The 26,858-nt window shown below is 71.5% G+C and carries 28 protein-coding genes; 22 read left to right on the top strand and 6 right to left on the bottom strand.

What is annotated here, in order from left to right:
• Nucleotides 1-6 precede the first annotated feature (6 nt).
• The 7 genes from ACFOSY_RS32245 (at nucleotide 7) to ACFOSY_RS32215 (ending at nucleotide 7,857) form a co-directional block, all read left to right on the top strand.
• Nucleotides 7-1,044, top strand: coding sequence for an undecaprenyl/decaprenyl-phosphate alpha-N-acetylglucosaminyl 1-phosphate transferase (locus ACFOSY_RS32245; protein WP_394313840.1), 1,038 nt, complete (start codon nucleotides 7-9; stop codon nucleotides 1,042-1,044).
• A 93-nt stretch (nucleotides 1,045-1,137) separates the two neighbouring features.
• Complete coding sequence (dnaK, locus tag ACFOSY_RS32240) at nucleotides 1,138-2,982, top strand: molecular chaperone DnaK (protein ID WP_394313838.1); 1,845 nt, start codon at nucleotides 1,138-1,140, stop codon at nucleotides 2,980-2,982.
• Nucleotides 2,979-3,650: a nucleotide exchange factor GrpE gene (gene grpE / locus ACFOSY_RS32235; RefSeq protein WP_394313835.1), complete on the top strand. Its 672-nt coding sequence runs from the start codon at nucleotides 2,979-2,981 to the stop codon at nucleotides 3,648-3,650. Before dnaK ends, grpE begins: the two co-directional genes overlap by 4 nt.
• Nucleotides 3,651-3,686: 36 nt before the next feature.
• Nucleotides 3,687-4,859 (top strand): molecular chaperone DnaJ, encoded by a 1,173-nt coding sequence (dnaJ, locus tag ACFOSY_RS32230; RefSeq protein ID WP_006134639.1) that lies wholly within the window; start codon nucleotides 3,687-3,689, stop codon nucleotides 4,857-4,859.
• Between the two features lie 4 nt (nucleotides 4,860-4,863).
• Complete coding sequence (locus tag ACFOSY_RS32225) at nucleotides 4,864-5,316, top strand: heat shock protein transcriptional repressor HspR (RefSeq protein WP_006134641.1); 453 nt, start codon at nucleotides 4,864-4,866, stop codon at nucleotides 5,314-5,316.
• 272 nt (nucleotides 5,317-5,588) lie between these two features.
• Nucleotides 5,589-6,695, top strand: a complete 1,107-nt coding sequence (locus ACFOSY_RS32220; RefSeq protein ID WP_394313831.1) for a sugar ABC transporter substrate-binding protein — start codon at nucleotides 5,589-5,591, stop codon at nucleotides 6,693-6,695.
• Between the two features lie 130 nt (nucleotides 6,696-6,825).
• Complete coding sequence (locus ACFOSY_RS32215; RefSeq protein WP_394313828.1) at nucleotides 6,826-7,857, top strand: helix-turn-helix transcriptional regulator; 1,032 nt, start codon at nucleotides 6,826-6,828, stop codon at nucleotides 7,855-7,857.
• Here the strand turns inward: ACFOSY_RS32215 and ACFOSY_RS32210 are convergent.
• Nucleotides 7,820-8,818, bottom strand: a complete 999-nt coding sequence (locus ACFOSY_RS32210) for a helix-turn-helix transcriptional regulator (RefSeq protein WP_394313826.1) — start codon at nucleotides 8,816-8,818, stop codon at nucleotides 7,820-7,822. The genes ACFOSY_RS32215 and ACFOSY_RS32210 overlap by 38 nt on opposite strands.
• Nucleotides 8,815-9,810, bottom strand: a complete 996-nt coding sequence (locus ACFOSY_RS32205; RefSeq protein WP_394313825.1) for a helix-turn-helix transcriptional regulator — start codon at nucleotides 9,808-9,810, stop codon at nucleotides 8,815-8,817. Before ACFOSY_RS32205 ends, ACFOSY_RS32210 begins: the two co-directional genes overlap by 4 nt.
• 155 nt (nucleotides 9,811-9,965) lie before the next feature.
• Between ACFOSY_RS32205 and ACFOSY_RS32200 the strand changes: the two genes are divergently transcribed.
• Nucleotides 9,966-10,121, top strand: a complete 156-nt coding sequence (locus ACFOSY_RS32200) for a hypothetical protein (RefSeq protein ID WP_394313822.1) — start codon at nucleotides 9,966-9,968, stop codon at nucleotides 10,119-10,121.
• 2 nt (nucleotides 10,122-10,123) lie between these two features.
• Nucleotides 10,124-10,459, top strand: a complete 336-nt coding sequence (locus tag ACFOSY_RS32195) for a Rieske (2Fe-2S) protein (protein ID WP_006134649.1) — start codon at nucleotides 10,124-10,126, stop codon at nucleotides 10,457-10,459.
• A gap of 226 nt (nucleotides 10,460-10,685) precedes the next feature.
• Here the strand turns inward: ACFOSY_RS32195 and ACFOSY_RS32190 are convergent, their stop codons facing one another.
• Complete coding sequence (locus ACFOSY_RS32190; RefSeq protein ID WP_394313820.1) at nucleotides 10,686-11,102, bottom strand: pyridoxamine 5'-phosphate oxidase family protein; 417 nt, start codon at nucleotides 11,100-11,102, stop codon at nucleotides 10,686-10,688.
• 131 nt (nucleotides 11,103-11,233) lie between these two features.
• On the opposite strand from ACFOSY_RS32190, the gene clpB reads away from it, so the two are divergent.
• From clpB to ACFOSY_RS32175, 3 genes are all read left to right on the top strand, one after another.
• The gene (clpB, locus tag ACFOSY_RS32185; RefSeq protein WP_394313818.1) at nucleotides 11,234-13,831 is read left to right on the top strand and encodes an ATP-dependent chaperone ClpB; all 2,598 of its coding nucleotides are present in this window, start codon (nucleotides 11,234-11,236) and stop codon (nucleotides 13,829-13,831) included.
• A gap of 211 nt (nucleotides 13,832-14,042) precedes the next feature.
• Nucleotides 14,043-14,573 (top strand): YbjN domain-containing protein, encoded by a 531-nt coding sequence (locus ACFOSY_RS32180; RefSeq protein ID WP_048457056.1) that lies wholly within the window; start codon nucleotides 14,043-14,045, stop codon nucleotides 14,571-14,573.
• Nucleotides 14,574-14,745: 172 nt separating this feature from the next.
• Nucleotides 14,746-15,192, top strand: coding sequence for a Uma2 family endonuclease (locus tag ACFOSY_RS32175; protein ID WP_394313814.1), 447 nt, complete (start codon nucleotides 14,746-14,748; stop codon nucleotides 15,190-15,192).
• Here ACFOSY_RS32175 and ACFOSY_RS32170 read toward each other — a convergent pair.
• Nucleotides 15,189-15,839 carry an SCO4225 family membrane protein gene (locus tag ACFOSY_RS32170; protein WP_394313812.1) on the bottom strand — a complete coding sequence of 217 codons (651 nt, stop codon included), beginning with the start codon at nucleotides 15,837-15,839 and terminating at the stop codon, nucleotides 15,189-15,191. The genes ACFOSY_RS32175 and ACFOSY_RS32170 overlap by 4 nt on opposite strands.
• Before the next feature lie 65 nt (nucleotides 15,840-15,904).
• Nucleotides 15,905-16,399 (bottom strand): ATP-binding protein, encoded by a 495-nt coding sequence (locus ACFOSY_RS32165; RefSeq protein WP_394313807.1) that lies wholly within the window; start codon nucleotides 16,397-16,399, stop codon nucleotides 15,905-15,907.
• A gap of 177 nt (nucleotides 16,400-16,576) precedes the next feature.
• Here ACFOSY_RS32165 and ACFOSY_RS32160 point away from each other — a divergent pair, with 177 nt between their 5' ends.
• From ACFOSY_RS32160 to ACFOSY_RS32145, 4 genes are all read left to right on the top strand, one after another.
• Nucleotides 16,577-17,491: a helix-turn-helix domain-containing protein gene (locus tag ACFOSY_RS32160; RefSeq protein WP_394313804.1), complete on the top strand. Its 915-nt coding sequence runs from the start codon at nucleotides 16,577-16,579 to the stop codon at nucleotides 17,489-17,491.
• Nucleotides 17,448-17,579: a DUF397 domain-containing protein gene (locus tag ACFOSY_RS32155; protein WP_394313802.1), complete on the top strand. Its 132-nt coding sequence runs from the start codon at nucleotides 17,448-17,450 to the stop codon at nucleotides 17,577-17,579. Before ACFOSY_RS32160 ends, ACFOSY_RS32155 begins: the two co-directional genes overlap by 44 nt.
• A gap of 436 nt (nucleotides 17,580-18,015) precedes the next feature.
• Nucleotides 18,016-18,381 carry a hypothetical protein gene (locus ACFOSY_RS32150; RefSeq protein ID WP_189405462.1) on the top strand — a complete coding sequence of 122 codons (366 nt, stop codon included), beginning with the start codon at nucleotides 18,016-18,018 and terminating at the stop codon, nucleotides 18,379-18,381.
• A complete protein-coding gene (locus ACFOSY_RS32145) occupies nucleotides 18,378-18,713 on the top strand; it encodes a type II toxin-antitoxin system PemK/MazF family toxin (protein WP_228730907.1) in 336 nt (111 codons plus the stop codon). Before ACFOSY_RS32150 ends, ACFOSY_RS32145 begins: the two co-directional genes overlap by 4 nt.
• 7 nt (nucleotides 18,714-18,720) lie before the next feature.
• On the opposite strand, the gene ACFOSY_RS32140 is transcribed toward ACFOSY_RS32145, so the two are convergent.
• Complete coding sequence (locus tag ACFOSY_RS32140; protein ID WP_394313800.1) at nucleotides 18,721-19,914, bottom strand: pyridoxal phosphate-dependent aminotransferase; 1,194 nt, start codon at nucleotides 19,912-19,914, stop codon at nucleotides 18,721-18,723.
• Nucleotides 19,915-20,756: 842 nt separating this feature from the next.
• Between ACFOSY_RS32140 and ACFOSY_RS32135 the strand changes: the two genes are divergently transcribed.
• The 6 genes from ACFOSY_RS32135 (at nucleotide 20,757) to fbaA (ending at nucleotide 26,755) form a co-directional block, all read left to right on the top strand.
• On the top strand, nucleotides 20,757-21,290 hold the full coding sequence (locus tag ACFOSY_RS32135; protein WP_394313798.1) for a DUF2617 family protein: 534 nt from the start codon (nucleotides 20,757-20,759) through the stop codon (nucleotides 21,288-21,290).
• Between the two features lie 59 nt (nucleotides 21,291-21,349).
• Nucleotides 21,350-23,056, top strand: coding sequence for a polyamine aminopropyltransferase (locus ACFOSY_RS32130; protein ID WP_394313796.1), 1,707 nt, complete (start codon nucleotides 21,350-21,352; stop codon nucleotides 23,054-23,056).
• 86 nt (nucleotides 23,057-23,142) lie between these two features.
• Nucleotides 23,143-24,135, top strand: a complete 993-nt coding sequence (locus ACFOSY_RS32125; protein ID WP_394313795.1) for an SRPBCC domain-containing protein — start codon at nucleotides 23,143-23,145, stop codon at nucleotides 24,133-24,135.
• Nucleotides 24,136-24,218: 83 nt separating this feature from the next.
• Nucleotides 24,219-25,007 carry an aldose epimerase family protein gene (locus tag ACFOSY_RS32120; RefSeq protein WP_394313794.1) on the top strand — a complete coding sequence of 263 codons (789 nt, stop codon included), beginning with the start codon at nucleotides 24,219-24,221 and terminating at the stop codon, nucleotides 25,005-25,007.
• 10 nt (nucleotides 25,008-25,017) lie between these two features.
• Nucleotides 25,018-25,566, top strand: coding sequence for an orotate phosphoribosyltransferase (gene pyrE / locus ACFOSY_RS32115; protein ID WP_394313792.1), 549 nt, complete (start codon nucleotides 25,018-25,020; stop codon nucleotides 25,564-25,566).
• Nucleotides 25,567-25,723: 157 nt separating this feature from the next.
• Nucleotides 25,724-26,755, top strand: coding sequence for a class II fructose-bisphosphate aldolase (gene fbaA, locus ACFOSY_RS32110; protein ID WP_394313789.1), 1,032 nt, complete (start codon nucleotides 25,724-25,726; stop codon nucleotides 26,753-26,755).
• Nucleotides 26,756-26,858: the final 103 nt, after the last annotated feature.

The raw sequence follows: 26,858 nt of genomic DNA, 5'->3' as shown, positions 1-26,858 counted from the left end.
ATATCCGTGCTCTACGGGATCGCCGCCGCCGCCACCGCACTGCTGCTCTCCGCCTTCCTCACCGGAGTGCTGCGGGTCCCCGCCCTGCGTCTCGGGATCACCGACCGCAGGCGGCGCCGGCCCCTGCCGCTGTCCGGGGGAACGGCGGTCGCGCTGGCCACCGCCCTGGTCGCGGCGGCCGCCGACGCCACAGGCCTGGTGCCCCTCGGCGCCGGGGTCGGCCGGGTGGTGGTGGCCGCCGGCTGTGTCGCCCTGCTCGGGCTGGCCGCCGACCTCCGGCGGCTGCGGTGGTGGGTCACGCCGGCCGGTACGGCGGTCGCCGCGGGCTTCGTCGTGCCGTACGAGGAGACCGGCGTGGCCGCCGGGGTCGCGGCGGTCGGGTGGATCGTGGTCGCGACCGTCGCCTTCCGGGGGCTGGACCACGCCGACGGGCTGGCCGGGACGGCCGGCGCGGTGGGCGCGTTCGGGCTCGCCGCCTGTGCCACGGCGGAGCTGATGGACGGGCCGGCCGCGCTGCTGGGCGTGCTGGCCGCCGCGCTCGCCGGCTTCCTGCTGCACAACTGGTTCCCCGCGCAGGCGGGCCTCGGATCCGGCGGCGCGCTGTTCACGGGGTTCGTGCTGGCCGCGTCGGCGGTGTTCGTACGGGCCGGGCAGGGAATCGGCGCCGGGGCCGCCGTGCTGTACGCGCTGACGGCCCTCGGGTGTGCGGACGCCGTTCTGGTGGTACTCGGGCGGCTGCTCGACCGCCGTGCGGTGACCCGCGGGCGGCCGGACCACTTCGGGCACCGGCTGCGGCGGCTGGGTCTCGCTCCCCGCGCGGTGCCGGTGCTGCTGGGCGCCGGGTCCGCGGCAGCGGCGGTTGTCGCGGTGTGCGTGCACACCGGCAGGCTGGCCCCCGGTGCGGTGGGGTGGGTCGCGGCGGCCTCCGCGGTGCTCGTCCTGATGCTGGTGCGGCGTCCCGTCACCCCTGTTTTCCGTCCGCGTCAACGTGTCGCCAGTGCGTCGTCGCAGGTCAGCGAACGGTTGCGTGTAAGGAGCGGATAAGAGTTGAGTCGGCTCGACTCAGCTCTGTTGACCCGGCGGCGGCCGTCATGCATGCTTGAGTCTGTTCCACTCAAGTCAGCTGGAGGAATCGAAATGGCACGTGCGGTCGGCATCGACCTGGGCACGACTAACTCCGTCGTCAGCGTTCTGGAGGGCGGCGAGCCCACCGTCATCACCAACGCCGAGGGCGCCAGGACCACGCCTTCCGTCGTCGCCTTCGCCAAGAACGGTGAGGTGCTGGTCGGCGAGGTGGCCAAGCGCCAGGCCGTGACCAACGTCGACAGGACCATCCGGTCGGTCAAGCGCCACATGGGCACCGACTGGAAGATCAACCTGGACGGCAAGGACTTCAACCCGCAGCAGATCAGCGCCTTCGTGCTGCAGAAGCTGAAGCGGGACGCCGAGGCGTACCTGGGCGAGAAGGTGACCGACGCGGTCATCACCGTCCCGGCGTACTTCAACGACGCCGAGCGCCAGGCGACCAAGGAGGCCGGCGAGATCGCCGGTCTGAACGTGCTGCGCATCGTCAACGAGCCGACGGCCGCCGCCCTGGCGTACGGCCTCGACAAGGACGACCAGACGATCCTCGTCTTCGACCTCGGTGGCGGTACCTTCGACGTCTCCCTCCTGGAGATCGGCGACGGTGTCGTCGAGGTGAAGGCCACCAACGGTGACAACAACCTCGGTGGTGACGACTGGGACCAGCGCATCGTCGACTACCTGGTCAAGCAGTTCCAGGCCGGTCACGGCGTGGACCTGGCCAAGGACAAGATGGCGCTCCAGCGTCTGCGCGAGGCCGCCGAGAAGGCGAAGATCGAGCTGTCCTCGTCCACCGAGACCTCGATCAACCTCCCCTACATCACGGCCTCCGCCGAGGGCCCCCTGCACCTCGACGAGAAGCTGACCCGCGCCCAGTTCCAGCAGCTGACCGCGGACCTGCTCGAGCGCTGCAAGACCCCGTTCAACAACGTGATCAAGGACGCCGGCATCTCCGTCAGCGAGATCGACCACGTCGTCCTGGTCGGCGGTTCGACCCGTATGCCCGCCGTCGCCGAGCTGGTCAAGGACCTCACCGGCGGCAAGGAGGCCAACAAGGGCGTCAACCCGGACGAGGTCGTCTCCATCGGCGCCGCGCTCCAGGCCGGTGTCCTCAAGGGCGAGGTCAAGGACGTCCTCCTGCTCGACGTCACCCCGCTGTCCCTCGGCATCGAGACCAAGGGCGGCATCATGACCAAGCTGATCGAGCGCAACACCACGATCCCGACCAAGCGCTCCGAGATCTTCACCACGGCCGAGGACAACCAGCCGTCGGTGCAGATCCAGGTCTACCAGGGCGAGCGCGAGATCGCCGCGTACAACAAGAAGCTCGGCATGTTCGAGCTGACCGGTCTGCCGCCGGCGCCGCGTGGCGTCCCGCAGATCGAGGTCTCCTTCGACATCGACGCCAACGGCATCATGCACGTCACGGCGAAGGACCTCGGCACCGGCAAGGAGCAGAAGATGACCGTCACCGGCGGTTCGTCGCTCCCGAAGGACGAGGTCGAGCGGATGCGCCAGGAGGCCGAGAAGTACGCGGAGGAGGACCACGCCCGCCGCGAGGCCGCCGAGACCCGCAACCAGGGCGAGCAGCTCGTCTACCAGACCGAGAAGTTCCTCACGGACAACGCGGACAAGGTGCCCGGCGAGATCAAGACCGAGGTCGAGGCCGCCGTCGCCGAGCTGAAGGAGAAGCTCAAGGGCGAGGACACCGCCGAGATCCGCACGGCCACCGAGAAGGTCGCCGCCGTCTCGCAGAAGCTGGGCCAGGCGATGTACGCCGACGCCCAGGGCGCGCAGGCCGCGGGCGGCGCCTCCGACGGCGCCGGTGAGGCCAAGGCCGACGACGACGTCGTCGACGCCGAGATCGTCGACGAGGACCGCAAGGACGGTGCGGCGTGACGGAAGAGACCCCGGGCTTCGACGAGCAGCAGCCCGATGTCCCTTCCGGCGCACCGTCCGACGACGCCGAGCCGCAGGCCGCCGCTCCCTCCCCCGAGGAAGAGGCGGCCCCGGCCGGGGACACCGAGCAGAACGCCGCTCTGGTGGCCCAGCTGGACCAGACCCGCACCGCGCTGAACGAGCGCACCGCGGATCTCCAGCGCCTCCAGGCGGAGTTCCAGAACTACCGCCGCCGTGTCGAGCGGGACCGGGCAGCCGTGAAGGAGACCGCCGTGGCGAATCTCCTGACCGAACTGCTCCCGGTGCTGGACGACATCGGCCGCGCGCGGGAGCACGGCGAGCTGGTCGGCGGCTTCAAGTCGGTCGCGGAGTCGCTGGAGACCACGGCGGCCAAGCTGGGCCTCCAGCAGTTCGGCAAGGAGGGCGAGCCCTTCGACCCGACGATCCACGAGGCCCTGATGCACTCCTACGCGCCGGACGTCACCGAGACGACGTGCGTGGCGATTCTCCAGCCGGGGTACCGCATCGGCGAGCGCACCATCCGCCCCGCGCGGGTGGCCGTCGCCGAGCCGCAGCCCGGCGCGCAGACGGTGAAGCCGGCCGAGGAGAGCACCGAGGCGCAGGCCGACGCGGAGAACAAGGAGAGCGGTGGCCCGGAGGAGGGCTGACGTAAGAGCTGACGCAGGGAAGGAGGGACGTCGGGGATGAGCACCAAGGACTTCATCGAGAAGGACTACTACAAGGTCCTCGGCGTCCCCAAGGACGCCACCGAGGCCGAGATCAAGAAGGCGTACCGGAAGCTCGCCCGCGAGTTCCACCCGGACGCCAACAAGGGGAACGCCAAGGCGGAGGAGCGGTTCAAGGAGATCTCCGAGGCGAACGACGTCCTCGGCGACCCCAAGAAGCGCAAGGAGTACGACGAGGCGCGCGCGCTGTTCGGCAACGGCGGTTTCCGTCCGGGGCCGGGCGCGGGCGGCGGCTCGTTCAACTTCGACCTGGGTGACCTCTTCGGGGGTCAGGCCGGCGGCCAGGGCGGCTTCGGCGGCGGGCTCGGTGACGTCTTCGGGGGCCTGTTCAACCGGGGCGGCCCGGGCGCCGGCACGCGCACCCAGCCGCGCCGGGGCCAGGACATCGAGTCCGAGGTGACGCTCAGCTTCACCGAGGCGATCGAGGGCGCGACGGTCCCGCTGCGGATGTCGTCGCAGTCGCCCTGCAAGGCCTGTTCGGGCACCGGCGACAAGAACGGCACGCCGCGTGTGTGCCCGACCTGCGTCGGCACCGGCCAGGTGGCGCGGGGCTCCGGCGGCGGCTTCTCGCTGACCGACCCCTGCCCGGACTGCAAGGGCCGCGGTCTGATCGCGGAGGAGCCCTGCGAGGTCTGCAAGGGCAGCGGCCGGGCCAAGTCCTCGCGGACGATGCAGGTGCGCATCCCCGCGGGGGTCAGCGACGGCCAGCGGATCCGGCTGCGCGGCAAGGGCGCGCCCGGTGAGCGGGGCGGCCCCGCGGGCGACCTGTACGTCGTCGTGCACGTCGGCGCCCACCCGGTGTTCGGCCGCAAGGACGACAACCTGACGGTCACGGTGCCGGTGACGTATCCCGAGGCGGCCCTCGGGGGCGAGATCCGGGTCCCGACGCTGGGCGGTCCGCCGGTGACGCTGAAGCTGCCGCCGGGCACACCCAACGGGCGCACCCTGCGGGCGCGCGGCAAGGGAGCGGTCCGCAAGGACGGCACGCGCGGCGATCTGCTGGTCACCGTCGAGGTGAGTGTTCCCAAGGACCTGACGGGGAAGGCTCGTGACGCCCTGGAGGCGTATCGCGAGGCGACCGCGGACCAGGATCCGCGGGCGGAGCTGTTCCAGGCCGCGAAGGGAGCTTGATGCGATGGACGGCCGTCGACGCAACCCGTACGAACTGACCCAGGACACCCCGGTCTACGTCATCTCGGTGGCGGCCCAGCTCTCCGGCCTGCACCCGCAGACGCTGCGTCAGTACGACCGTCTGGGGCTCGTGTCGCCGGACCGTACGGCGGGCCGGGGCCGGCGTTACTCGGCCCGTGACATCGAACTGCTCCGTCAGGTGCAGCAGTTGTCGCAGGACGAGGGCATCAACCTGGCCGGAATCAAGCGCATCATCGAACTGGAGAACCAGGTCGCCGCCCTCCAGGCCCGTGTGGCCGAACTGGAGGACGCGCTCGACGGCGCGGCGGCGGCCATGCGGCAGCGCGAGGCCGCCGTGCACGCCTCGTACCGCCGTGACCTGGTGCCTTATCAGGAGGTGCAGCAGACCAGCGCGCTGGTGGTCTGGCGCCCCAAGCGCCAGCAGCAGTCCGACTGACCGCGCGCGACGCCGGGAAGGGCCCGTGGGTTCGCAGAACCCACGGGCCCCTTGGCTTATGTACGACCACACCTGTGGCTATGGTATGCCTGCGTGTCCAGGTGATCCCCGCGGCGTGTCCGCGAGACTTTCACGAGTTCAGCGCTCCGTGTCGTGTTCATCTCGTTAAGTGGCTGCCTCTTGACTCGATGGACGCCGAAGCGTTGTCTTTTCAGTCACATGGGCCGCAAAGCTGTGCCCACGTCCAAAACGCACCTGAAGTGAGCCCTCGCATGCGTCGTATCGCCATATCCGTGGCCGCCGTCTCCATGTCCGTCACGCTCGCCGGCTGCGGCATGCTCGACGCGACGGGCAGCAGCGACGACGCGAGCCCCGCCAAGGGTGACGACATCACGGTGGGCCTGCTCCTCCCGGAGAAGGCCAACACGCGCTACGAGCAGTTCGACTACCCCATCTTCAAGAAGAAGGTGGAGTCGCTCACCGACAACAAGGGCAAGGTCGAGTACGCCAACGCCGAGGCGGACGCGGACAAGCAGGCCGGCCAGATGCAGCGCATGATCGAGAACAAGGTCGACGTCATCGTGCTGGACGCGGTGGACGCGCACGGCATCGCGGAGAGCGTCGCCAAGGCCAAGGACGCCGGCATCCCGGTCATCGCCTACGACCGGCTCGCCGAGGGCCCGATCGACGCGTACATCTCCTTCGACAACGCCCTCGTGGGCGAGGTGCAGGGGCGCTCCCTGCTGGAGGCGCTCGGCGGTGACCTGAGCATCACCGACAAGATCGTGATGATGAACGGCTCGTCCACCGACCCCAACGCCAAGCAGTTCAAGGCCGGCGCGCTGTCCGAGCTCAAGGGCAAGGTCACCATCGCCAAGTCCTTCGACACCAAGGACTGGGACCCCAAGAACGCCGAGAAGAACATGGCCGAGGCGATCGACGAGATCGGCCTGGACAACATCGAGGCGGTCTACTCCGCCAACGACGGCATGGCGGGCGGCATCGTCAAGGCGCTGCGCGCCGCCGGCGAGACCAAGCTGCCGCCCATCACCGGCCAGGACGCCGAACTCTCCGCGGTGCAGCGGATCGTGACCGGCGAGCAGTACATGAGCGTCTACAAGTCCTACCCGGAAGAGGCCGAGAACGCCGCCGAGATGGCCGTGGCGCGGGTCCAGGGCCGGGACATCCAGTTCGACGCGCTCACCCGGGACCGCGTCGACAGCCCCACCGACCAGGACATTCCGGCGCAGCTGGTGCCGGTGGTCGCGCTCACCCAGGACAACATCGAGGACACCGTCATCGCCGACGGCTTCTTCCAGGTGTCCGACATCTGCACCGCCGAGTTCAAGGACGCGTGCGCGGAGATCAACCTCAAGTAGGCCCCGTACGAATTCGGCCACCGGCCGGTCCTGGAGGCCGGCGCGGTGGTCCGCCCCGTGTTGCACAGCAGGTTCCGGCCGCGCATAGTTGCGGCTGCGGAAGGACGCTGAACCGGGGGTGGGATGGGCGATGGCCGGGCACGGGGCGGACGAGCATCCGCACGGTGCTGACCGACTGTGCGAGGCCGGGGACCGCGTGTACTCCCGGGCCGTACGGCGCGGACGGCTGCCGCGCCGGGAGGCCGAGCGGGTGCCCTGCCTGCTGGAGCTGGCCCTGCTGCACCCCGACCCGGACGACATGGACTGGCTGGTCCCCACCTCCCCGCAGGAGGTCATGACCCGGCTGCTGCGCGGCATGTACGACGAGGTGAGTGCCAGTCAGCGCCGGGTCGGCTCGGCGGTCGCCGCCTTCGAGTGGTACGCCGGTCTCGGCCGCCAGGTGCCGGCCCCGGGGGCGTCGGCGGAGGGCCCGGCGATCCGTGTGCTGGACGGACTGGCCCGGATCCAGGCCGCGATGGACGAGGCGACGCAGGCCTGCACCAGCGAGGTGCTCACCGTGCAGCCCGGCGGCATCCGGCGCGAGGCCGAACTGTCCGAGGGCCTGCACCGGGCGATGGCGCTGCGCGGGCGGGGCGTGCGGATGCGGGACCTCTACACCCATGTCGCCCGGCACGGGCACGGGCTGCTCAGCTATCTGGAGCTGATGGGCGACGCGGTGGAGGCGCGCACGCTGGACGAGGTCGTGGAGCGGCTCATCCTCTTCGACCGCACGGTCGCCTTCATCCCCGCCAACGCCGAGCGCACGATGGCGCTGGAGCTGCGCCACCCGGCGCTGGTGGAGTACCTGGGCACGGTCTTCGAGCGGCTGTGGCGGCTCGCCATCCCGCTGACCGCCCCGCTCCCGGACACCGGCATCGAGGGCATCTCGCACCGCGAGCAGTCCATCGCCGCGCTCCTCGCGGAGGGCCACCAGGACGCGGTGATCGCGGAACGCCTCGGCATCAGCGTCCGCACCTGCCGGGCCCACATCGCCCGCCTCTCCGAGACGCTGGGGGCGGTGAGCAGGACGCAGCTGGGGGTGCGGATCGCGCAGGCGGGGCTGGACAAACCCCGCGGCCCCGCGGTCACTCTGTCCGGTCGAGAATCCCGGACTGCCCGATGAGGTAGCCGAGTTGGGCACGGCTCTGACTGCCCAGCGTCGCGGCGAGCTTGGCGATGTGGACGCGTGCGGTGCGGACGTTCATGCCCAGCCGGTCGGCGATGACGGCGTCGGTGTGCCCCTCGACCAGAAGCCGCGCGATGGCCCTCTGCCGGGCGGTGACACCGCCCAGGGAGGGCGGCTGGACGGTCTGGGGATGCATGGGGGTGGCGAGGCGCCAGAAGCGGTCGAACATGTTCACCAGGTAGTCGACGACCGCCGGGTGCCGGATCTCCAGCGCGATGTCGGAGTGCCCCTCCTTGTCACCGGGAATGAAAGCGACCGCCCGGTCGACGATGATCATGCGGCGGGTCACCTCGTCCAGGGTGCGGGCCTGGGCGTCACCCCTCAACTGCTCGTACCGGGCGACGACCAGGGGGATGTGCCGCTGGGTGTGCGGGTAGATCACGCGGATCTTGCCGCCGCGGTCGAGGAACTGCTGGTCGCGGACCATGGCCGCGGCCTGGGCCGTTCTCGCGTACTCGGACGTCTGGTAGTTGTTGGGCGGCTGGATGCAGAGGACTTCGCTCGAGCCTTCCGCGAGTGCCTGCGCGATGGCGCCGTTGATCCGGTCCAGGCCGCTGAGCAGGGAGAGTGTGGGCGTGCCGGCCACCTCGTCGGGCCCGTCACCGGTGCGCATGAGCGCGTGGAAGGTTTCGGTCAGCCACTCCTCCCGGCGCCGCTCCACCGCGATGCGCTCTCCGGAGAGGCGCAGCAGCCGTTGGAGGGCGACCGCCGGCGGCAGCGGCTCCAGGGCGTCCAGGTCGTCCACGGCGGGCCGCAGCAGACCGAGGTCGACCGCGCAGGGAGCCGTCCGGGCCTCGTCGGCGTTCAGCCGGCCTTCGCGCAGCGCCCGCTCGTACAGCCCGGTCCCCGCCGGGCACAGTTCGTCCGCTCCGTGCTCCGTGTGCGGCGCGCCGGTCACCGGGGGATGCCGTCCTCGTCGAGGATTCCGGACTGGGCGATGAGATAACCCAGTTGGGCGCGGCTGCCGCTGCCGAGAGCGGTGGCCAGCTTCGCTATGTGCGCCCGGCAGGTGCGGACGTTCATGCCGAGGCGACGGGCGATCGCTTCGTCCACGTGACCTTCCACGAGCAACTTGGCGATGGAGTGCTGGATCTCGGTGATGCCGTCGGGTGCGGTCTCGTAGGGGGCACCGGCGGTCAGCGGAACGGCCCGGCTCCACATGAACTCGAAGACCTTGATCAGGTAGCGCACCAGCCCCGGGTGCCGGAGCTCCAACGCCACTTGGCGGTCTTCCCGGATGGGGATGAAGGCGACGCTCTCGTCGCAGATGATGAGCCGCTCGACGAGCTCGTCGATGGTGCGGTACTCCACCTTGCCGTCGGTGAAGTGGTCGATGTAGGCCAGCCGGTCGGGACTGAAGCGAGCGGTGTGCTGATAGAGGGTCCGTATGCGTACTCCGCGCTCGATCAGCGGTCTGTCCCTCTCCAGTGCCTCCAGCAGGCGGTTCTCGGGGCGGCGGTGGGCACTCGGCTGCACCGTCAGCATCTCGGAGTGGCACTGGGAGATCGCCAGGTCGAGGGCGGAGTTGATGCGGTCGAGGCCCTCCAGCACCGTGATGGAGTGGGTGGGGCTGGTCTCCTGTGTGGTGATGTCCATGAACGGTTCGAAGGCCTCGGCGAGCATGATGGACATGCGCCGCTGCTCGGTGATCTCGCGTTCGATGGGGTTGAGCCGCTGTGCCAGGGCCACCGACGGCGGTACGGGCCGCAGCCGCGTGGGGTCGTCGGGGTCGGGGTGGAGGAGGGCGAGTTCCATCAGGCAGGGGGCGGGCTCGGCGTCCGTACGTGAGATGCGTCCGGCACGGAGAGCGTCCGCGTAGAGGCGGCTCCCCTCCGGGCACAACTCGGTCACGGAATGGGGATGTGTCGCCTTAGTCCCATTTTTAGCCAAATCTCCACCCCCCAGGGTCCTGAACGTGCAGGAACATGATGCACCGATTGTGTGGCCATGACGTGCCTGAATGAGCCATCGTCTTATCTGACGGGGGAAGAGGGGACCTTCAAGTGAGGACGAAGCCGACTATGCGTAAGAGAATGCTTCGCTCGGTGCTTGTCGCCGCCTTCTCCGCCGTTGTGGCCTTCGGCACCCTGGCCGGCCTCTCCGACGCGGAGAGCGACGCACACCATGTGGGCAGCGCTCTGTCTTCCCTGGCCGTCGACCAAGAGCCGCTGGCCTTCCCGGCCGACAGCACCTGGGATTGATGATGACCACACCACCCGACGACCGTTCCTTCCGGCGCGAGATGGCGACCGCCTACCGGTCGGGATGGCACTTCATCGACCTGGTCACCGCCATCCCCCACAGCGGTGACTCGTTGATGGTGACCGTCTTCGGTGAGCCCGTGGTCGTCACCCGCGAGGAGGACGGCGACGTACGGGCGTACCGGTGCCTGCGCCGGCCCAGGGGGGCGCCGAAGCCCGTCCGGTGTGCCATCCGGTACGGCATGATCTTTGTGAACCTGGACCAGCGGGACCACCGGCAGGTGGAGTCCGACTCCCCGGCCCCGCGGACCATCTCGGCCACCCCCCGCAGTGCCTGACGCGATTCCCCCGTCGTAAAAGATCGCGCAGGTGCTTCCCCCCGCAGCGGCGTCACCGTGACCTGAACACGGTGACGCCGCTGCAGTTTCCGGGGACATTTCCGGGTATCGCCCGGATCGGGTGATGGCCGGAAGCCATCGCTTCCCGTGCGAATCGAGGCGCCTTCCAGCGCGCCTCCTGGCCGCCCGCGGCAGCGCGCCTCCTGGCCGCCCGCGGCAGCGCTCCTCAGCCGCGCCCCATCGCCCGCGTGAGCGCGATCTCGATGACGACCCGGTCCGGGTTGGGACCCGGCATCCGCCCGTACCGCTCCGCGTACCTGCGCACCGCGTCCTCGACGCGCTCCGCCTCCGTGCGCACCCGCGCGCGCCCCTCCAGCGTCGCCCACCGCCTGCCGTCCACCTGGCAGACCGCGACGGGCGCGCCCTCGTCCCCCGCCGCCCGCACATGGCGGGCCTTCGCACTGGTCCGGTTGGTGATCACCCGGGCGAGCCGCTGCCCGGGGTCGTAGGTGACGCCGACGGGTACCAGGTGCGGGGTGCCGTCCGGACGGAGCGTGGTCAGCGTGCACAGGTGCCGCTCGCGCCAGAAGCTGAGGTACGAGGCGTCCGGATCGCCCGGATCCACCGAATACGTGAGGGTCATGACCCGGAACTTAGCCCTGAGGCCCTCGCGGGTATCACCTTGAGTGGAATAGACTCAAGTTTGTGGACGTTGGCGGAGTCAGCCACGCACACGCAGAGGGTCACGAAGGGCACAAGGAGGAGAACGGACACGTGGACGCCGAGCTGACCAACCGGAGCCGGGACGCACTGGCCGCCGCCGGCAACCGGGCCGTGACCGAGGGACACCCCGACCTCACCCCCGCGCACCTGCTGCTCGCCCTGCTCGCCGGGCAGGAGAACGAGAACATCACGGACCTGCTCGCCGCGGTCGACGCCGACCAGGCCGCCGTACGCGCCGGGGCCGAGCGTGTCCTCGCCGGGCTGCCCAGCGTCACCGGATCGACGGTGGCGCCGCCCCAGCCCAACCGTGAGCTGCTCGCCGTCGTCGCGGACGCCCAGTCCCGCGCGAAGGACCTCGGCGACGAGTACCTGTCCACCGAGCACCTGCTGATCGGCATCGCCGCCAAGGGCGGGGCCGCCGGGGAGGTACTGTCCCGGCAGGGCGCCACCGCGGACAAGCTGCAGGAGGCCTTCCAGAAGGCGAGGGGAGCGCGCCGGGTGACCACTCCCGACCCGGAGGGCCAGTACAAGGCCCTCGAGAAGTTCGGCACCGACCTGACCGCCGCCGCCCGCGAGGGCAGGCTGGACCCCGTCATCGGACGGGACCAGGAGATCCGGCGGGTGGTGCAGGTGCTGAGCCGCCGTACCAAGAACAACCCCGTGCTGATCGGTGAGCCGGGCGTCGGCAAGACCGCCGTCGTCGAAGGGCTCGCCCAGCGGATCGTCAAGGGCGACGTGCCCGAGTCGCTGAAGAACAAGCGGCTGGTCGCGCTCGACCTGGGCGCGATGGTCGCGGGCGCCAAGTACCGCGGCGAGTTCGAGGAGCGGCTGAAGACCGTGCTCGCGGAGATCAAGGACTCCGACGGGCAGATCATCACCTTCATCGACGAGCTGCACACCGTCGTGGGCGCGGGCGCTGGCGGCGACTCCGCCATGGACGCCGGCAACATGCTGAAGCCGATGCTCGCCCGCGGCGAGCTGCGCATGGTCGGCGCCACCACCCTGGACGAGTACCGCGAGCGGATCGAGAAGGACCCGGCGCTGGAGCGGCGCTTCCAGCAGGTGCTGGTCGCCGAGCCGTCCGTGGAGGACTCCATCGCGATCCTGCGCGGCCTCAAGGGCCGCTACGAGGCGCACCACAAGGTGCAGATCGCCGACAGCGCCCTGGTCGCCGCGGCCACCCTCTCCGACCGGTACATCACCTCCCGCTTCCTCCCCGACAAGGCCATCGACCTGGTCGACGAGGCCGCCTCCCGGCTGCGCATGGAGATCGACTCCTCGCCCGTCGAGATCGACGAGCTCCAGCGCGCCGTGGACCGGCTGCGCATGGAGGAGCTGGCGCTGAGCAAGGAGACGGACCAGGCATCCAAGGAGCGCCTGGAGAAGCTGCGCCGCGACCTCGCCGACAAGGAGGAGGAGCTGCGCGGCCTCACCGCCCGCTGGGAGAAGGAGAAGCAGTCCCTCAACCGGGTCGGTGAGCTCAAGGAGAAGCTGGACGAACTGCGCGGCCAGGCCGAACGCGCTCAGCGCGACGGCGACTTCGACACCGCCTCCAAGCTGCTCTACGGCGAGATCCCGGCCGTCGAGCGCGACCTGGAGGCCGCCTCCGAGGCCGAGGAAGAGGTCGCGAAGGACACCATGGTCAAGGAGGAGGTCGGCGCCGACGACATCGCCGACGTCGTCGCCTCCTGGACCGGCATCCCGGCCGGCCGCCTGATGGAGGGCGAGACGCAGAAGCTGCTGCGCATGGAGGACGAGATCGGCAGGCGGCTGATCGGGCAGACCGAGGCCGTGCGCGCCGTCTCCGACGCGGTGCGGCGCTCGCGGGCGGGGGTGTCCGACCCGGACCGGCCCACCGGCTCCTTCCTGTTCCTCGGCCCGACCGGCGTCGGCAAGACCGAGCTGGCCAAGGCGCTCGCGGACTTCCTCTTCGACGACGAGCGGGCGATGGTCCGCATCGACATGTCGGAGTACGGCGAGAAGCACAGCGTGGCCCGTCTGGTCGGCGCGCCCCCCGGCTACGTCGGCTACGAGGAGGGCGGCCAGCTCACCGAGGCGGTGCGGCGCCGGCCGTACAGCGTGGTGCTGCTCGACGAGGTGGAGAAGGCGCACCCGGAGGTCTTCGACATCCTGCTCCAGGTGCTCGACGACGGCCGCCTCACCGACGGCCAGGGCCGCACGGTGGACTTCCGCAACACCATCCTGGTGCTGACGTCCAACCTGGGCAGCCAGTACCTGGTCGACCCGCTGACCGGCGAGGCGGAGAAGAAGGAGCAGGTCCTGGAGGTGGTCCGGTCCTCCTTCAAGCCGGAGTTCCTCAACCGTCTGGACGACCTGGTCGTCTTCTCCGCGCTCTCCAAGGCCGAGCTGGAGCGGATCGCGAAGCTCCAGATCGACGCGCTGGGCCGTCGGCTCGCCGAACGGCGGCTCGCCCTGGAGGTCACGCCCGAGGCGCTGCAGTGGCTGGCCGAGGAAGGCCTGGACCCGGCGTACGGCGCGCGGCCGCTGCGCCGTCTGGTGCAGACCTCGATCGGCGACCGGCTCGCCAGGGAGATCCTGTCCGGCGAGATCAAGGACGGCGACACGGTCCGGGTGGACCGTTTCGGTGACGAGCTGATCGTCGGCCCGGCCACGGGCAAGACGCTCTGAGCCGCTCGGGGAGCCGCTGGAGTCGCGATTCCGGTTCCCGGGCCCGATGTGACGTGCGGATTGTCCGTACGCACGTTGGGCCCGGAGCCTTTCCGGGTACCCCGCACCTGACCGGATCGAGTCAGCCCTCGGCTGACAGGCCCGTCGGGGCTTGCCACCCCCCTCCCCGCATGGGGGAGGATGGCGGGATCCGTACGAAGGGAAATTCACGGTGACCATCGACCCGTCCTCGATTCCGAATTTCGGGGGCCAGCAGCCGGAGCCGCAGCCCCAAGGACCGGCGGGCCCCGTCGTCCCGGATCAGGACCTGGTGAAGCAGCTCCTCGACCAGATGGAGCTCAAGTACGTCGTCGACGACGAGGGTGACCTCGCGGCGCCGTGGGAGCAGTTCCGCACGTACTTCATGTTCCGTGGGGAAGGCGACCAGCAGATCTTCTCCGTCCGGACGTTCTACGACCGGCCGCACCAGATCGACGAGAAGCCCCAGCTGCTCGAGTCCGTCGACGACTGGAACCGGCGCACGCTGTGGCCCAAGGTGTACACGCACACCCATGACGACGGCACGGTCCGTCTCATCGGTGAGGCGCAGATGCTGATCGGCATGGGCGTGAGCCTGGAGCACTTCGTCTCCTCGACGGTCAGCTGGGTGCGGGCCGCCATCGAGTTCGACAAGTGGCTCGTCGAGCAGCTCGGCCTGGAGCAGGAGATCAACGACGCGGACAAGCCCGACGACGACGCGTAGGCGCGTATGCGCGTTCGCGCGCGAGAGCGGCGGTGCCGGCCAGGCGCGCGCCGCAGGGAGCCCAGCCCGGCCCGAAGGCCGGCCCACGCGGCCGGTCACGGTGCCGGGCTCTCTCATGTCCGGACGTGACACTGCCCGTCGTAGCCTGACCCCACACGGGAAGGAGCCGTCCATGAGCGTCGACGCGATCGTGCACACCGAGTCCAGCACCATCAGGTCGATGCAGATCGACTCCGCTCTCACTCTCGGCCGTCACGCGAAGAACTCCGCCCCCGACTTCGCGATCCTGCGTGAGGACGCGCGCAAGGAAGGCAAGCGCTACAGCTTCGAGGACGTTCTGCTGATCTCCGAGGTCGTCTCGACCTCTTCCGCACGCAAGGACTACGACGACTGCACCGCGAAGTACGGTCGCTACGGCATCCCGGTCTACCTGATCGTGGACCCCTACGCCCAGGAAGTCGTCCTTCACACCCAGCCGACCGCCACCGGCTACATCGCGGCGCACACGCACAAGTACGGCACCGGCAAGCTTCCCGTCCCCCTGGCCGACGGCCGCACCTTCACCCTCGACCTCGATGAACTCCCGCGCCCGGAGTCCGAGGCGGACGCCTGCGGCTAGCGGCTCAGCGGGTTCCCCACCCTGTGGGCGAGGCGCCCGATCAGCACGGCGTTGACCAGGCCCGCCAGGACCACGCCGGCGGTGAAGACGAGCGTGCCGAGCCAGGGGAGCGAGTACTCGGCGGGCGCCGACACCGCCAGGGCGACGAAGCTGAGCGGCGCCGCCGCGAGGATGGGCCAGATGCCCGCGAACCCGGGGTCGGGCGACAGCAGCACGGCGTACAGGAAGGTGCCCAGGGCCGCGGCGACCACGGCGACGTAGGCCCGCGCGGGCCAGTTGTCCACGGCGGCCGCGAGCGGCGTCCGCCGGACCGGGTGCGCCGACGGCGCGGGTCCCGGTCTGCGGGCGAGCGCGCCGAACGCGGCGGCGTTCACCAGGGCGCACAGCAGCAGCCAGCACCCGTACAGCACGGCCGCCGTCACCCCGGCCGCCCCGCCTCCCGCGCCGCCGGCCCCGAAGGGGAGTACCACCGGCAGGAACGACAACGGCGCGGTCAGCACCGCCGGCGCCATGGCGTACGGGCTGTCCGGGGCGATGAGCAGCACAGCGACGCCGAGGGCGACAAGGCCCAGGTAGGCGCGGGCGGGCAGGCTGTCCGTGGCGAGTGCGAGGAAGTGCCGCACACGGCGGCGGGGAGAGGTCGGCATGGGAGGCCCTTCCTGGAGCGGGTACGGTCGGTGACCACCACGGTGACCGGCGAGGCCGGGCCTCGTCATGAGTACCGGTACTCACCGCCGGCGCGACGGCACCCATCCGGCCGGCCCCGGCCGCCCAGCGCGCACTCCGCCCACACCGTCTTGCCCACGGGTTCACGCGGCTCCCAGCCCCAGCGCTCGGCCAGGACGTCCACCAGGAACAAGCCCCGGCCGGACTCGCCCTCGGGCGGCACCAGGGGCGTGGCCGCGGCCGGCTTCTTCCCGCCGGCCGCGTCCGCCACCTCGGCCCGCACCAGGCCCGCCGCCTCGTCCAGCACGAGCCGCAGACCGAAGTTCCGGCCCGGCACCCGACCGTGCCGCACGGCGTTCGCCGCCAGCTCCCCGACGACCAGGGCGACCGTGCACGACGCGTCCGACTCCGGCGGGTGGCCCCACGCCTCCAGGCACCGCACGGCGAACCGCCGGGCGAGCCGCGCGCCGTGCGGCGAGGAGGGGAACTGCGCGGCGGCCGTCGGCAGTTCCCGGTCCGGGGCAATGGTTCCAGTGAGCACGGCGTGGTCCGTCCTTCTCCGTCGAGCCGGTTGATCTCGTGACGTGCACGAGTCGTCGCTTTCCGTGGTCAAGGGTCGTCGGCGCGCCCTACTCTCAAAAGGGGGCGCGGGCTTACCTTTCAGCCCATAAGGAACGGAAGTGACGCTTTGGCCAACGGAATTGATCCCAGTACGTCGATGGCCGCGCTGTTCGGCGCGCGGGTCCGCAGACTGCGCACGGCGGCCGGGCTGACCCAGGCCGAACTCGGCGCGCTGACCCACGTGGTGAGCACGCGGATCACCCAGATCGAGCGAGCCTCGGGAGCGAAGCCGACGCTGGAGCTGGCGCGGGCACTGGACGCGGCGCTGAGTGCGGACGACCTGCTGGTCGAGCTGTGGCCGTACGTGTACCGGGAGGCGTTCCCGGACTGGTCACGGAAGTTCATGGAGTACTCGGAGCGGGCGGTGGGCGTACGGCAGTACGCGGCGCATGTGGTGCCGGGTCTGTTGCAGACGGAGGACTATGCGCGGGCCGTCCTGGGCCTGGACGCCCTGCTCACCAGTGAGGAACAGTTGGAGGAACGCGTCGCAGCCCGCATGGGACGGCAGGACCGGCTGGCATCACCTGACCGGCCGGAGCTGTGCGTAATCCTGGACGAGGCGGTGCTGAGACGTCCGATCGGCGGCCCCGCGGTGATGCGGAAGCAACTGAGGCGGTTGCTTGACGCCGCCGAGGAACGGCATATCACCGTGCAGGTGCTGCCGTTCGACCAAGGCGGGCACGAGGCCATGGGCGGCTCACTGACGGTGCTGTTGCTTCCGGACGGTTCGGAGGTGGCCTACACGGAAGGCGCGGACTACGGCCAACTCATCGAGGAACCGTCCAACATCGGGCGCTACAAACTGATTTACGATCGCCTCAGGGCGGCAGCCCTGCCCCCGATCATGTCGCTCGACATGGTCCGGTCCGCGATGGAGGGCAACTACCGTGGAGCGAACGTCCCGTCCCGATCTGAGCGTCGTCGCGTGGCGCAGGAGCAGCTACAGCAATCAAGCAGGGGGCGACTGCGTGGAGGTGGCCGACGGCCTCCCCGGCCTCGTCCCCGTCCGTGACAGCAAGGCCCCGCAGGGGCCGGCCCTCTGCTTCGAGCGGGCGTCCTGGGCCGCCTTCATAGGCGACCTGAAGTCCCCCCGTTCCTGAGCGCAGCGGCCCACCGCTCCCTCGTCCACGAGGGGCCGGTGGGCCGCTGACCTGCCCGAAACCACGCCGGACGGCGCGCTTCACTCGTGCGGGTGACCGGCTTGCAGGCGCGGAATTCGGGCCGTTAGGTTCGCCGCTGCAAGCGCAGACGGTACTCACGGCAGGGCTTCCCGGCCGTTTCCAGACCCGTCCGGCGGGCATCCTCGCGTTCCGCATCCGGGAAATCCGCCTGCGCGCGCCGCCGCCCCCGCAGTTCCTCGGCCGTCCAGCCGAGCCGCCCTTCCAGACCTGCGAAGGCTGCGACCGCGCCTTCCGTGCCCCGCAACCGGGCCAGTGCCGTGATTGCCGCTCGGTGCGGAGCGTGAGCGCTTGACCGGCCCGGACGCACGGAGGAAACTGGATGTATTACATCTGTCATACACGAGGGGAGGCGAGGATGGCCGCCAAGACACAGCGAAAGGGCCATGCCGCGACCGCCACACCCGGGAACCGCGTCTCGGCCGGGCCCCGGACGTCGCAGGCGCGGCGCAAGCAGGGTGACAGCGGCGCGACCAGCGTGGCCCAGGTGCGGCTCCGCCCCGACGAGTTGGCGGATCTGCACCAGGTGATGCGGACGCTCCAGCTCGGCTCGCTCTCCGAGGCGCTGCGTGAGGGCCTGCGCCTGCTTTCCCGGGAGGCCGCCGAGGTCGCCGCTTCCCAAGAGATCCGCGACTTCTATGACGGTGCCCAGGCGCCTACTCCCGAAGGCGTCCGGCCGGCCACGGAGGACGAACTGGCGGCGGCGGACGAGACCGAGTGGTGACCGTCGGTTCGCCGCTCCGGGGTGAGGTGTGGGGGTGCGCGCTCCCCGCCCCCGTCGGCCCGCACCCCGTGGTCGTCCTGACGGTCAACAGGATCGCCGAGCCGCTGTCGGCCCTGACCGTCGCCGTGATCACGGGGACGCCCGGCCCGGCCTCCACGCATGTTCCGGTCGGGCCCGACTGCGGGGTCACCAAGTACGACGAGTCCTACGTCAACTGCACGGACCTGCACACCGTGGACAAGCCGAGGCTTCGCCGGCGCCTCGGCCTGCTGGCGCCGAGCGAGCTGCGCAGCGTGGAAGAGCGCCTGCGCGTCATCCTCGGGCTGGTCTAGGCGCAGATCAGCGGGTGCCCGCGCTCTTGAGACGTGCCGCCGCCTCCTCCAGGACGTGCCGCTGCTTGCAGAAGGCGAAGCGGACGAAGGGGGCGCCCATGTCGCGGTGGTCGTAGAAGACGGCCGTGGGGATGGCGACGACGCCCGCGCGTTCCGGGAGGGCGCGGCAGAAGGCGATGCCGTCGGACTCGCCCAGGGGGCGGATGTCGGCGGTGATGAAGTAGGTGCCGGACGGGCGGTACACCGTCAGGCCGGCCTCCTCCAGGCCCGCCGCCAGGACGTCCCGCTTGGCGAGCATGTCCGCGCGGAAGCCGGTGAAGTACGACTCCGGCAGGGCGAGCGCCTCCGCGACCGCGTACTGGAACGGCCCCGCGGAGACGTAGGTGAGGAACTGCTTGGCCGAGCGGACGGCCGTGACCAGCTCGGACGAGGCGGTGATCCAGCCGACCTTCCAGCCGGTGAAGGAGAACGTCTTGCCCGCGCTGGAGATGGTGACCGTGCGGTCCCGCATGCCGGGGAAGGACGCCAGGGGGATGTGCTCGGCGTCGTCGAACACCAGGTGCTCGTAGACCTCGTCGGTGACGACGAGAAGGTCCCGCTCGACGGCCAGCTCGGCGATCGACGCCAGCTCCTCGCGGGTGAGGACGGTGCCGGTCGGGTTGTGCGGGGTGTTGATCAGCAGCAGCCGGGTGCGGTCGGTGACGGCGTCGCGCAGCTCGTCCAGGTCCAGCCGGAAGCGGCTCCCGTCCGGCCGGAGCGTGACGGGGACGCGGGCGCCGCCCGCCATGGCGATGCAGGCCGCGTAGGAGTCGTAGTACGGCTCCAGGGCGATCACCTCGTCGCCGGGCTCGACGAGCGCCAGCAGCGAGGCGGCGATCGCCTCGGTCGCGCCGGCGGTGACCAGCACCTCCGTGTCGGGGTCGACGGACAGGCCGTACCGGCGCTGCTGGTGCGCGGCGACCGCGGTGCGCAGCTCGGGGATGCCGGGCCCCGGCGGATACTGGTTGCCGCGCCCGTCGCGCAGCGCCCGCACGGCGGCCTCCCTGACCTCCTCGGGGCCGTCGGTGTCGGGGAATCCCTGCCCGAGGTTGATGGCCCCGGTGCGCAGGGCCAGGGCCGACATCTCGGCGAAGATCGTCGTCCCGAACTCCGCGAGCCGGCGGTTGAGAAGAGGGCGATCACTGGAGGTCATGCGGGCCATCCTCCGCCGGATCGGGGGCGTCCTCAAGCATGGGCCGGCCGACGCGTCGCCCTCCGCGCCGGGGTGGCGGGCGATGACGAACCTCTGGAGTTGCTCAACTCTGCTTTGGCCCGGAAACGGGGAGGGCATGTCCCGGTCACACCGTGAACCGGGCACCCACGGGGGGATGCCGCGGGGGATCACGGGGGAACGGGAAGGAGGGTGGCGCCATGCTGGTCGGCATCATCCTGGTCGTGGTGTTCGTCCTGCTCGTGACGTACGCCGTGCGGGCGTCCCGGGGCGCCGGGGCGTCGTCGGGGGGCAGCGGCTACTCCGGGGGAGGCTCCGGCGGGAGCTCCGGCGGTTGGTGGGCCGGTGACGGCGGGAGCAGTTGTGGATCGTCCTCCGGTGGAGGCTCGTCCTGCGGAGGCGGGTCGTCCTGCGGAGGGGGCGGATGCGGCGGTGGAGGCGGCTGACACGGGGCAGCGCGGCTCCACTTCGGGAGAACGCATCCGCGGCAGCGGGGTCCGCACCTGGGGCGGGCCCCGCTGTGGTGTCTCCGGAGGGGATGAACCCTCCGGTTCCGGATACCGAGTTGTGCGCCGGATCGCGCCGAAACCCGGGGCGTACGCCGTAGTTGAACACGTGAGCTGGGGAGCCCCCAAGGGATGGAAAGCTGACGAATTTGGGTAAAAACGCTGTGGTGGCGGCACAGTTCATGATTCCCTATAAATCACCAGCGCAGCCATCGGATCTCCCCGCGGACCTCTTTCCGGCCGGGCGACCGGGCTGACGGGCCGAGTCCCCGGTCCCCGGGGTGCGCGGACCTGTATCTCTCTCCTGTGTGCTTGCGGAGCCGATCCATGCTCACGACCCTGAACACCGCCTATTCCGATACGCGCGCGGCCGATCTCGCCTGGGCTCTGGGCCGCGAGGCGCTTCCGGCGCTGGCCACCCTCGACCTGGAACTCCAGGGAGCGAAGCTCCAGTTGCGGCTGCTCGGCGCCTCCCACCAGGTGCTGCTCCAGGAGGAGCGGGGCCTGTGCTCGGAGACGGTGGCGTGCATCCCGGGCAGCAGTACGCCACTCCCGCTGGGTGTGGCCAAGCGGGTGGACGACTGGGAGTACGAGTTCGCCGCCCGGGTGGAGGTCCTCCCTCCGGGCGCCTTCGCCGGCCGGGCGCAGGAGCTGCTCGCCCTGGTCTCCGACCATCCGCAGGGGCTGGCCGGGGTCTTCCCCGGCAGCCCGCACGCGTTCACGGCGATGCTCGCCCGCTGTCACGAGGGCCAGTTCCACTGGCGTACCTGGCACGCCTACCCGCAGGACGGCCAGCTCGTGGCCACCCGGACCCGGGTCGGAGCGCGTGTCGCGGCGCACGCCGGTGCGGTGCGGGCGTAAACAAAAATCACGCGTGTGGGTGACGTTGTGCGATGAGTGCGTGACGTAACGTCCCTGAGGTGATCGATCCGCAGGCCTCCGCCCCGCCAGGCTCCCCGCAGCCCTGGGACGGGCCGGACGGCCCCCGGCGGGACGGTGCCGGTGACGCGGTGAGCGCGGGCGAGCCGGCGAGCGCGGTGCCGCTGCCCGTGCGGCAGGGCACCGGGCGGTGGCTGGTCCTCGCCGGGGTGTTCGTCTGCGCGGCCTGTGGACTCGTGTACGAGCTCGAACTCGTCGCGCTCGCCGCCTACTTGATGGGCGACTCGGTCGCCCAGACGTCCGTCGTGCTGTCCGTCATGGTCTTCGCGATGGGCATCGGCTCGCTCGCCGCCAAGCGGCTGCGGCGGCGCGCGGCGGCCGGGTTCGGCGCGGTCGAGGCGGCGCTCGCGCTGGTCGGCGGGTGCAGCGCGATGGCGCTGTACGCGGTGTTCGCGTGGACCGGCGACTGGGGCGGGGTGTGGGCGAGCGGCCCGCGCTGCCTGCTCGTCGCGTTCTCCCTCGCCACCGGGCTGCTCATCGGCGCCGAGGTGCCGCTGCTGATGGAGCTGATCCAGCGGATCCGCCGGCAGGACGCGGGCGGCGCGGTGGCCGACCTGTCCGCCGCGGACTACGTGGGTGCGCTGGTCGGCGGACTCGCCTTCCCCTTCCTGCTCCTGCCCGTCCTGGGCCAGTTGACGGGCGCCCTCATCACCGGCGCGGTCAACGCGGTCGTCGGCGGCGCGCTGGTCCTCGGTCTCTTCCGGCGCGACCTCACCCCGCGCGCCCGCCGCCTGCTGCTCACCGCCAACGTGTGCGTGCTCGCGCTGCTCGCCTCGGCGGCCGTCCTCGTCGACGACTTCGAACGGGCCGCCCGGCAGGCGCTGTACGGCCCGGACGTACGGGTCGCCGTGCACACGGACGTGCAGGAGGTGCTGCTCACCGGCGGGCGGCACGGGCGGCCGCTCAACCTGTTCCTCGACGGGCGGCTGCGGGTCGACGGACGGGACGAACGCCGGTACCACGAGGCCCTCGTGCACCCCGCGATGACCGGACGCCACGCGCGCGTGCTGGTCCTCGGCGGCGGTGACGGGCTCGCCGTCCGCGAGGTGCTGCGCCATCCCGGCGTACGGCGGGCGGACGTCGTCGCGCTCGACGCGGGCCTGGTGCGGCTGGCCCGCACCGACCCCGCGCTGTCCCGGCTCAACGCGCACTCCCTCGACGACCCGCGCGTCCGCGTGATCACCGCCGACGCCTTCGACTGGCTGCGGACGGCGCCCGCCGCCGCGTACGACGTCGTGGTGGCGGACCTGCCGCACCCCGCGATCACCGCCAGCACCAAGCTGTACGCACAGGAGTTCTACGGGCTGGCCCGGCGGGCGCTCGCCCCGGGCGGGCGGCTCGTGGTGCACGGCGGGGCGGTGGAGTCCCGGCCGCGCGACTTCTGGACCGTCGACGCCACCCTGCGCGCGGCCGGGCTGCGCACCACCGCGTACCGGGTGCGCGGCCGGCGGACCGCGTTCGCCGCCGGACCCGACCGGGGGCCCGTGGACACCGCCGGCGCCCACCGCGACTGGGGGTTCCTGCTGGCCGCCGACCGGCACACCCCGCGCCCCCGCCTCGACCCGGCCGGCCCCCGGCCCCGGACGCTCACCGACGCCGCCCTCGCCGCGGACGTCCGGGCGGCGGAACGCACCCGCGTCCCCGGACTCCCGCCGTCCACGCTGGTCCACCCCCGGTACGGCGACTGAGGGCCGTAGCGCGCACGGCACCGACGCGCCGCGACTTCTCGCGGACGGGGGTGCGGTACGGCGTCGCGTGGGTAGGCTCCGCACTCATGGAGCACGAGGTGTTCGTTCCGGTCGAGGCGGAGCGGCTCAGGGAGGTGCTGGACGACCCCGCACGGGTCGCCCGGGCGGTGCCCGGGCTCCAGCACGACGCCGGTGCGGAGCCGGTCACCGGGCGGCTGAAGGTGCGGATCGGCGGCTCCTCCATCACCTACCGGGGCACGGTACGGGTGTCCGCGCGGGACGACGGCTCCTACGCCGTCGAGGGCGAGGCGGCCGAGGCCCGCGGGAACGGGACGGTACGGCTCGCGCTGCGGCTGACCCCGCGCGCCGAGGACACCGGCACGGCACTCGTCGTCACGGGGACCGCCACGGCGGACGGCCGCGTCACGGAACTCCCGCAGGACGCGGTGGCCTCGGCGGTCACCCGCCTGCTGAACCGCTTCGCGGAGAACCTGGGAGCGGCGGCGGAGGAAGCCGCGGAGGCGCCCGCGCCCCCCGAAGGCCCGGAGTCCCCCGAGTCCCCGGAACACCTCGGGGCCGGCGACTTCGAGCCCGGCGTCACGACGGACTTCGAGACCACCCCGGACGCGGACGACCCGGCCCCGCCACCGGAACGGGCGAGCGCGGCCGCCTCCGGCGAGGACGAGCCGACGCCCGCCGCGGACACGGCGCCCGACGAACCCGCCCCGCAACCCCCGGACGCGGCGCCCGACGAATCCGCCCCGCAACCCCCGGACGCGGCGCCCGACGAACCCGCCCCCGAGCCCCTGGACGCGGGGTTCCCCGCCGGCATCGACGGTCGCCCCCTCCCCGGCGACGACGGCGACGACTCCCTCGCCGAGGCCGCGCACGCACGGCGGACGATGATCGGCCGCAGCGCCGAGGAGGTCGACCACGCACCCCCGCGCGGCCGCTACGCCCCGGTCCCCGCACCCCAGACCGTCACCTCCCCCACCCCCCTCCGCTGGGCCGCGCCCGCGGCGGCCCTGGCGGTCGCCTCGGCGGTCGTGGCGATCAGGGCCCTGCGCCGCCGCCGCTGAGGCCGGCCGGGCAGCGGCGGTACCCGATCTCCCGCGCCCTGCGCGGGCCCTCGCCCCCGTGATCGCCACAGTAGGGTCGAGGCGTGAGTAACGAACACATCACGCTGACCGCGGGTGACGCGGAGGTGGACGTGCTGCCGGGGAACGGCGGGCGGGTCGGGGGGCTGCGGCTCGGGGGTGTGGAGCTGTTGCGGCAGGGGGAGCGGTACGGGTGTTTCCCGATGGTCCCCTGGTGCGGGCGGCTGCGCGACGGGCGGTTCCGCGACGGCGCCACCGTGCAGCAGATGCCGCTCAACGCGCCCCCGCACGCCATCCACGGCACCGCGCGCAACGCCCCCTGGCGCACCGCCCGCAAGAGCGGCGACGACGCCGTGCTGACGTACGACCTGGTGGATCCGTGGCCGTACGCGGGGCGGGTCACCCAGCAGGTGGCGCTCACCGAGGAGTCGCTGACGCTGACGATGGGCGTGGAGACGTACGAGTCGTCGTTCCCGGCGCAGATCGGCTGGCACCCGTGGTTCAACCGGAACCTCGGCGGCGAGGACGTGCGCATCGACTTCGCGCCCGCCTGGCAGGAGGAGCGCGGGGAGGACCACCTGCCGACCGGACGGCGGATCGACCCCAAGCCGGGCCCGTGGGACGACTGCTTCGGGATGCCGGACGGCGTGGACGTCACGCTCACCTGGCCGGGGCAGCTCCAGCTGAAGGTGACGAGCCGCGTCGAGTGGGTCGTGGTCTACGACGAGCAGGCAGAGGCCGTCTGCGTGGAGCCGCAGACGGGGCCGCCGGACGGGCTGAACACCCACCCGCGCCTGGTCACACCGCTGGAGCCGCTGGAGGCCACCACGACCTGGACCTGGACCCGGCTTTAAGCTGACAGGCATGACGGACACGCGTGGCGCGCTGCTGCAGCAGATCAAGGACAAGGCCGTGGTGCACGGCAAGGTGACCCTCTCCTCGGGTCTGGAGGCCGACTACTACGTCGACCTGCGCCGCGTCACCCTCGACGGCGAGGCCGCCCCGCTGGTCGGGCAGGTGCTGCTGGACCTGACCGAGGAGCTGGAGTTCGACGCGGTGGGCGGCCTGACCATGGGCGCCGACCCGGTCGCCGCCGCCATGCTGCACGCCGCCGCCGCGCGCGGCCGCGGGCTGGACGCGTTCGTCGTGCGCAAGGCAGCCAAGGCGCACGGACTTCAGCGCCGCGTGGAGGGCCCCGACATCAAGGGCCGCCGCGTCCTGGTCGTGGAGGACACCTCCACCACCGGCGGCTCCCCGCTCACCGCCGTGGAGGCCGTGCGCGAGGCCGGCGCGGAGGTCGTGGCCGTGGCGACCATCGTCGACCGGGCCACCGGCGCCGCCGAGAAGATCCGCGAGGGCGCCGGGGTGCCGTACCTGTTCGCCTACTCCAAGGACGAACTCGGCCTGGACTGACCGGCCCCGCCGACCCCGCCGACCACAGGGCGGACAACGGCATGGACGTTCGGGCCGAGTCTGGAAGGATGTGACCGACAATGACGTCGCATCCAAGGTTCCAGGTCAGGGCCGACAGTACGCAGCACCCCACACCGCACTCTTAAGGAGCGGACAGATGCCCATCGCAACTCCCGAGGTCTACAACGAGATGCTCGACCGGGCGAAGGCGGAGAAGTTCGCCTACCCGGCCATCAACGTCACCTCGTCCCAGACCCTGCACGCGGCTCTGCGCGGCTTCGCCGAGGCGGAGAGCGACGGCATCGTGCAGATCTCCACGGGCGGTGCCGAGTTCCTGGGCGGCCAGCACAGCAAGGACATGGTGACCGGCGCCGTCGCGCTCGCCGAGTTCGCGCACATCGTCGCCGAGAAGTACGACGTCAACATCGCCCTGCACACGGACCACTGCCCGAAGGACAAGCTCGACGGCTACGTGCGCCCGCTGCTCGGGGTGTCCGAGGAGCGCGTCAAGGCCGGCCGCGACCCGCTGTTCCAGTCGCACATGTGGGACGGCTCGGCGGAGACCCTCGCCGACAACCTGAGCATCGCCCAGGAGCTGCTGGAGCGCGCCCAGGCCGCCAAGATCATCCTCGAGGTGGAGATCACCCCGACCGGCGGCGAGGAGGACGGCGTCTCCCACGAGATCAACGACTCCCTCTACACCACGGTCGACGACGCGATCCGCACCGCCGAGGCCCTCGGCCTGGGCGACAAGGGCCGCTACCTGCTCGCCGCGTCCTTCGGCAACGTGCACGGCGTGTACAAGCCGGGCAACGTCGTCCTGCGTCCCGAACTGCTGAAGGAGCTCAACGAGGGCGTCGCCGCCAAGTACGGCAAGCCGGCCGGCTCCCAGCCGTTCGACTTCGTGTTCCACGGCGGCTCGGGCTCCACCGAGGAGGAGATCCGCACCGCGCTGGAGAACGGCGTCGTCAAGATGAACATCGACACCGACACCCAGTACGCGTTCACGCGTCCGGTCGCCGACCACATGTTCCGCAACTACGACGGCGTCCTGAAGGTCGACGGCGAGGTCGGCAACAAGAAGACCTACGACCCGCGCACCTGGGGCAAGCTCGCCGAGGCGTCGATGGCCGCCCGCGTCGTGGAGGCCTGCAAGCACCTGCGCTCCACGGGCACCCGCATCAAGTAACCCGCGCGCCCGGCCCGCGGCGCCCGGCCCGCGGCGCCCGGCCCGCGACGCCCGACCCGCGCGCACGCGTCGAGCCCGGCACCTGCCCAGGTGCCGGGCTCTT

Source organism: Streptomyces lusitanus, from assembly GCF_042647945.1.
GTDB lineage: Bacteria > Actinomycetota > Actinomycetes > Streptomycetales > Streptomycetaceae > Streptomyces > Streptomyces pseudogriseolus.
Note: the sequence above shows the minus strand (reverse complement) of the source record. Positions and strands in the feature narration are given on the sequence as shown.

Coding starts and splice junctions, on each gene's coding strand:
- dnaK (WP_394313838.1), top strand. CDS start 1,138: ATGGCACGTGCGGTCGGCATCGACCTGGGCACGACTAACTCCGTCGTC.
- dnaJ (WP_006134639.1), top strand. CDS start 3,687: ATGAGCACCAAGGACTTCATCGAGAAGGACTACTACAAGGTCCTCGGC.
- ACFOSY_RS32225 (WP_006134641.1), top strand. CDS start 4,864: ATGGACGGCCGTCGACGCAACCCGTACGAACTGACCCAGGACACCCCG.
- ACFOSY_RS32220 (WP_394313831.1), top strand. CDS start 5,589: ATGCGTCGTATCGCCATATCCGTGGCCGCCGTCTCCATGTCCGTCACG.
- ACFOSY_RS32215 (WP_394313828.1), top strand. CDS start 6,826: ATGGCCGGGCACGGGGCGGACGAGCATCCGCACGGTGCTGACCGACTG.
- ACFOSY_RS32195 (WP_006134649.1), top strand. CDS start 10,124: ATGACCACACCACCCGACGACCGTTCCTTCCGGCGCGAGATGGCGACC.
- ACFOSY_RS32190 (WP_394313820.1), bottom strand. CDS start 11,102: ATGACCCTCACGTATTCGGTGGATCCGGGCGATCCGGACGCCTCGTAC.
- ACFOSY_RS32175 (WP_394313814.1), top strand. CDS start 14,746: ATGAGCGTCGACGCGATCGTGCACACCGAGTCCAGCACCATCAGGTCG.
- ACFOSY_RS32170 (WP_394313812.1), bottom strand. CDS start 15,839: ATGCCGACCTCTCCCCGCCGCCGTGTGCGGCACTTCCTCGCACTCGCC.
- ACFOSY_RS32160 (WP_394313804.1), top strand. CDS start 16,577: ATGGCCGCGCTGTTCGGCGCGCGGGTCCGCAGACTGCGCACGGCGGCC.
- ACFOSY_RS32150 (WP_189405462.1), top strand. CDS start 18,016: ATGGCCGCCAAGACACAGCGAAAGGGCCATGCCGCGACCGCCACACCC.
- ACFOSY_RS32140 (WP_394313800.1), bottom strand. CDS start 19,914: ATGGCCCGCATGACCTCCAGTGATCGCCCTCTTCTCAACCGCCGGCTC.
- ACFOSY_RS32135 (WP_394313798.1), top strand. CDS start 20,757: ATGCTCACGACCCTGAACACCGCCTATTCCGATACGCGCGCGGCCGAT.
- ACFOSY_RS32125 (WP_394313795.1), top strand. CDS start 23,143: ATGGAGCACGAGGTGTTCGTTCCGGTCGAGGCGGAGCGGCTCAGGGAG.
- pyrE (WP_394313792.1), top strand. CDS start 25,018: ATGACGGACACGCGTGGCGCGCTGCTGCAGCAGATCAAGGACAAGGCC.
- fbaA (WP_394313789.1), top strand. CDS start 25,724: ATGCCCATCGCAACTCCCGAGGTCTACAACGAGATGCTCGACCGGGCG.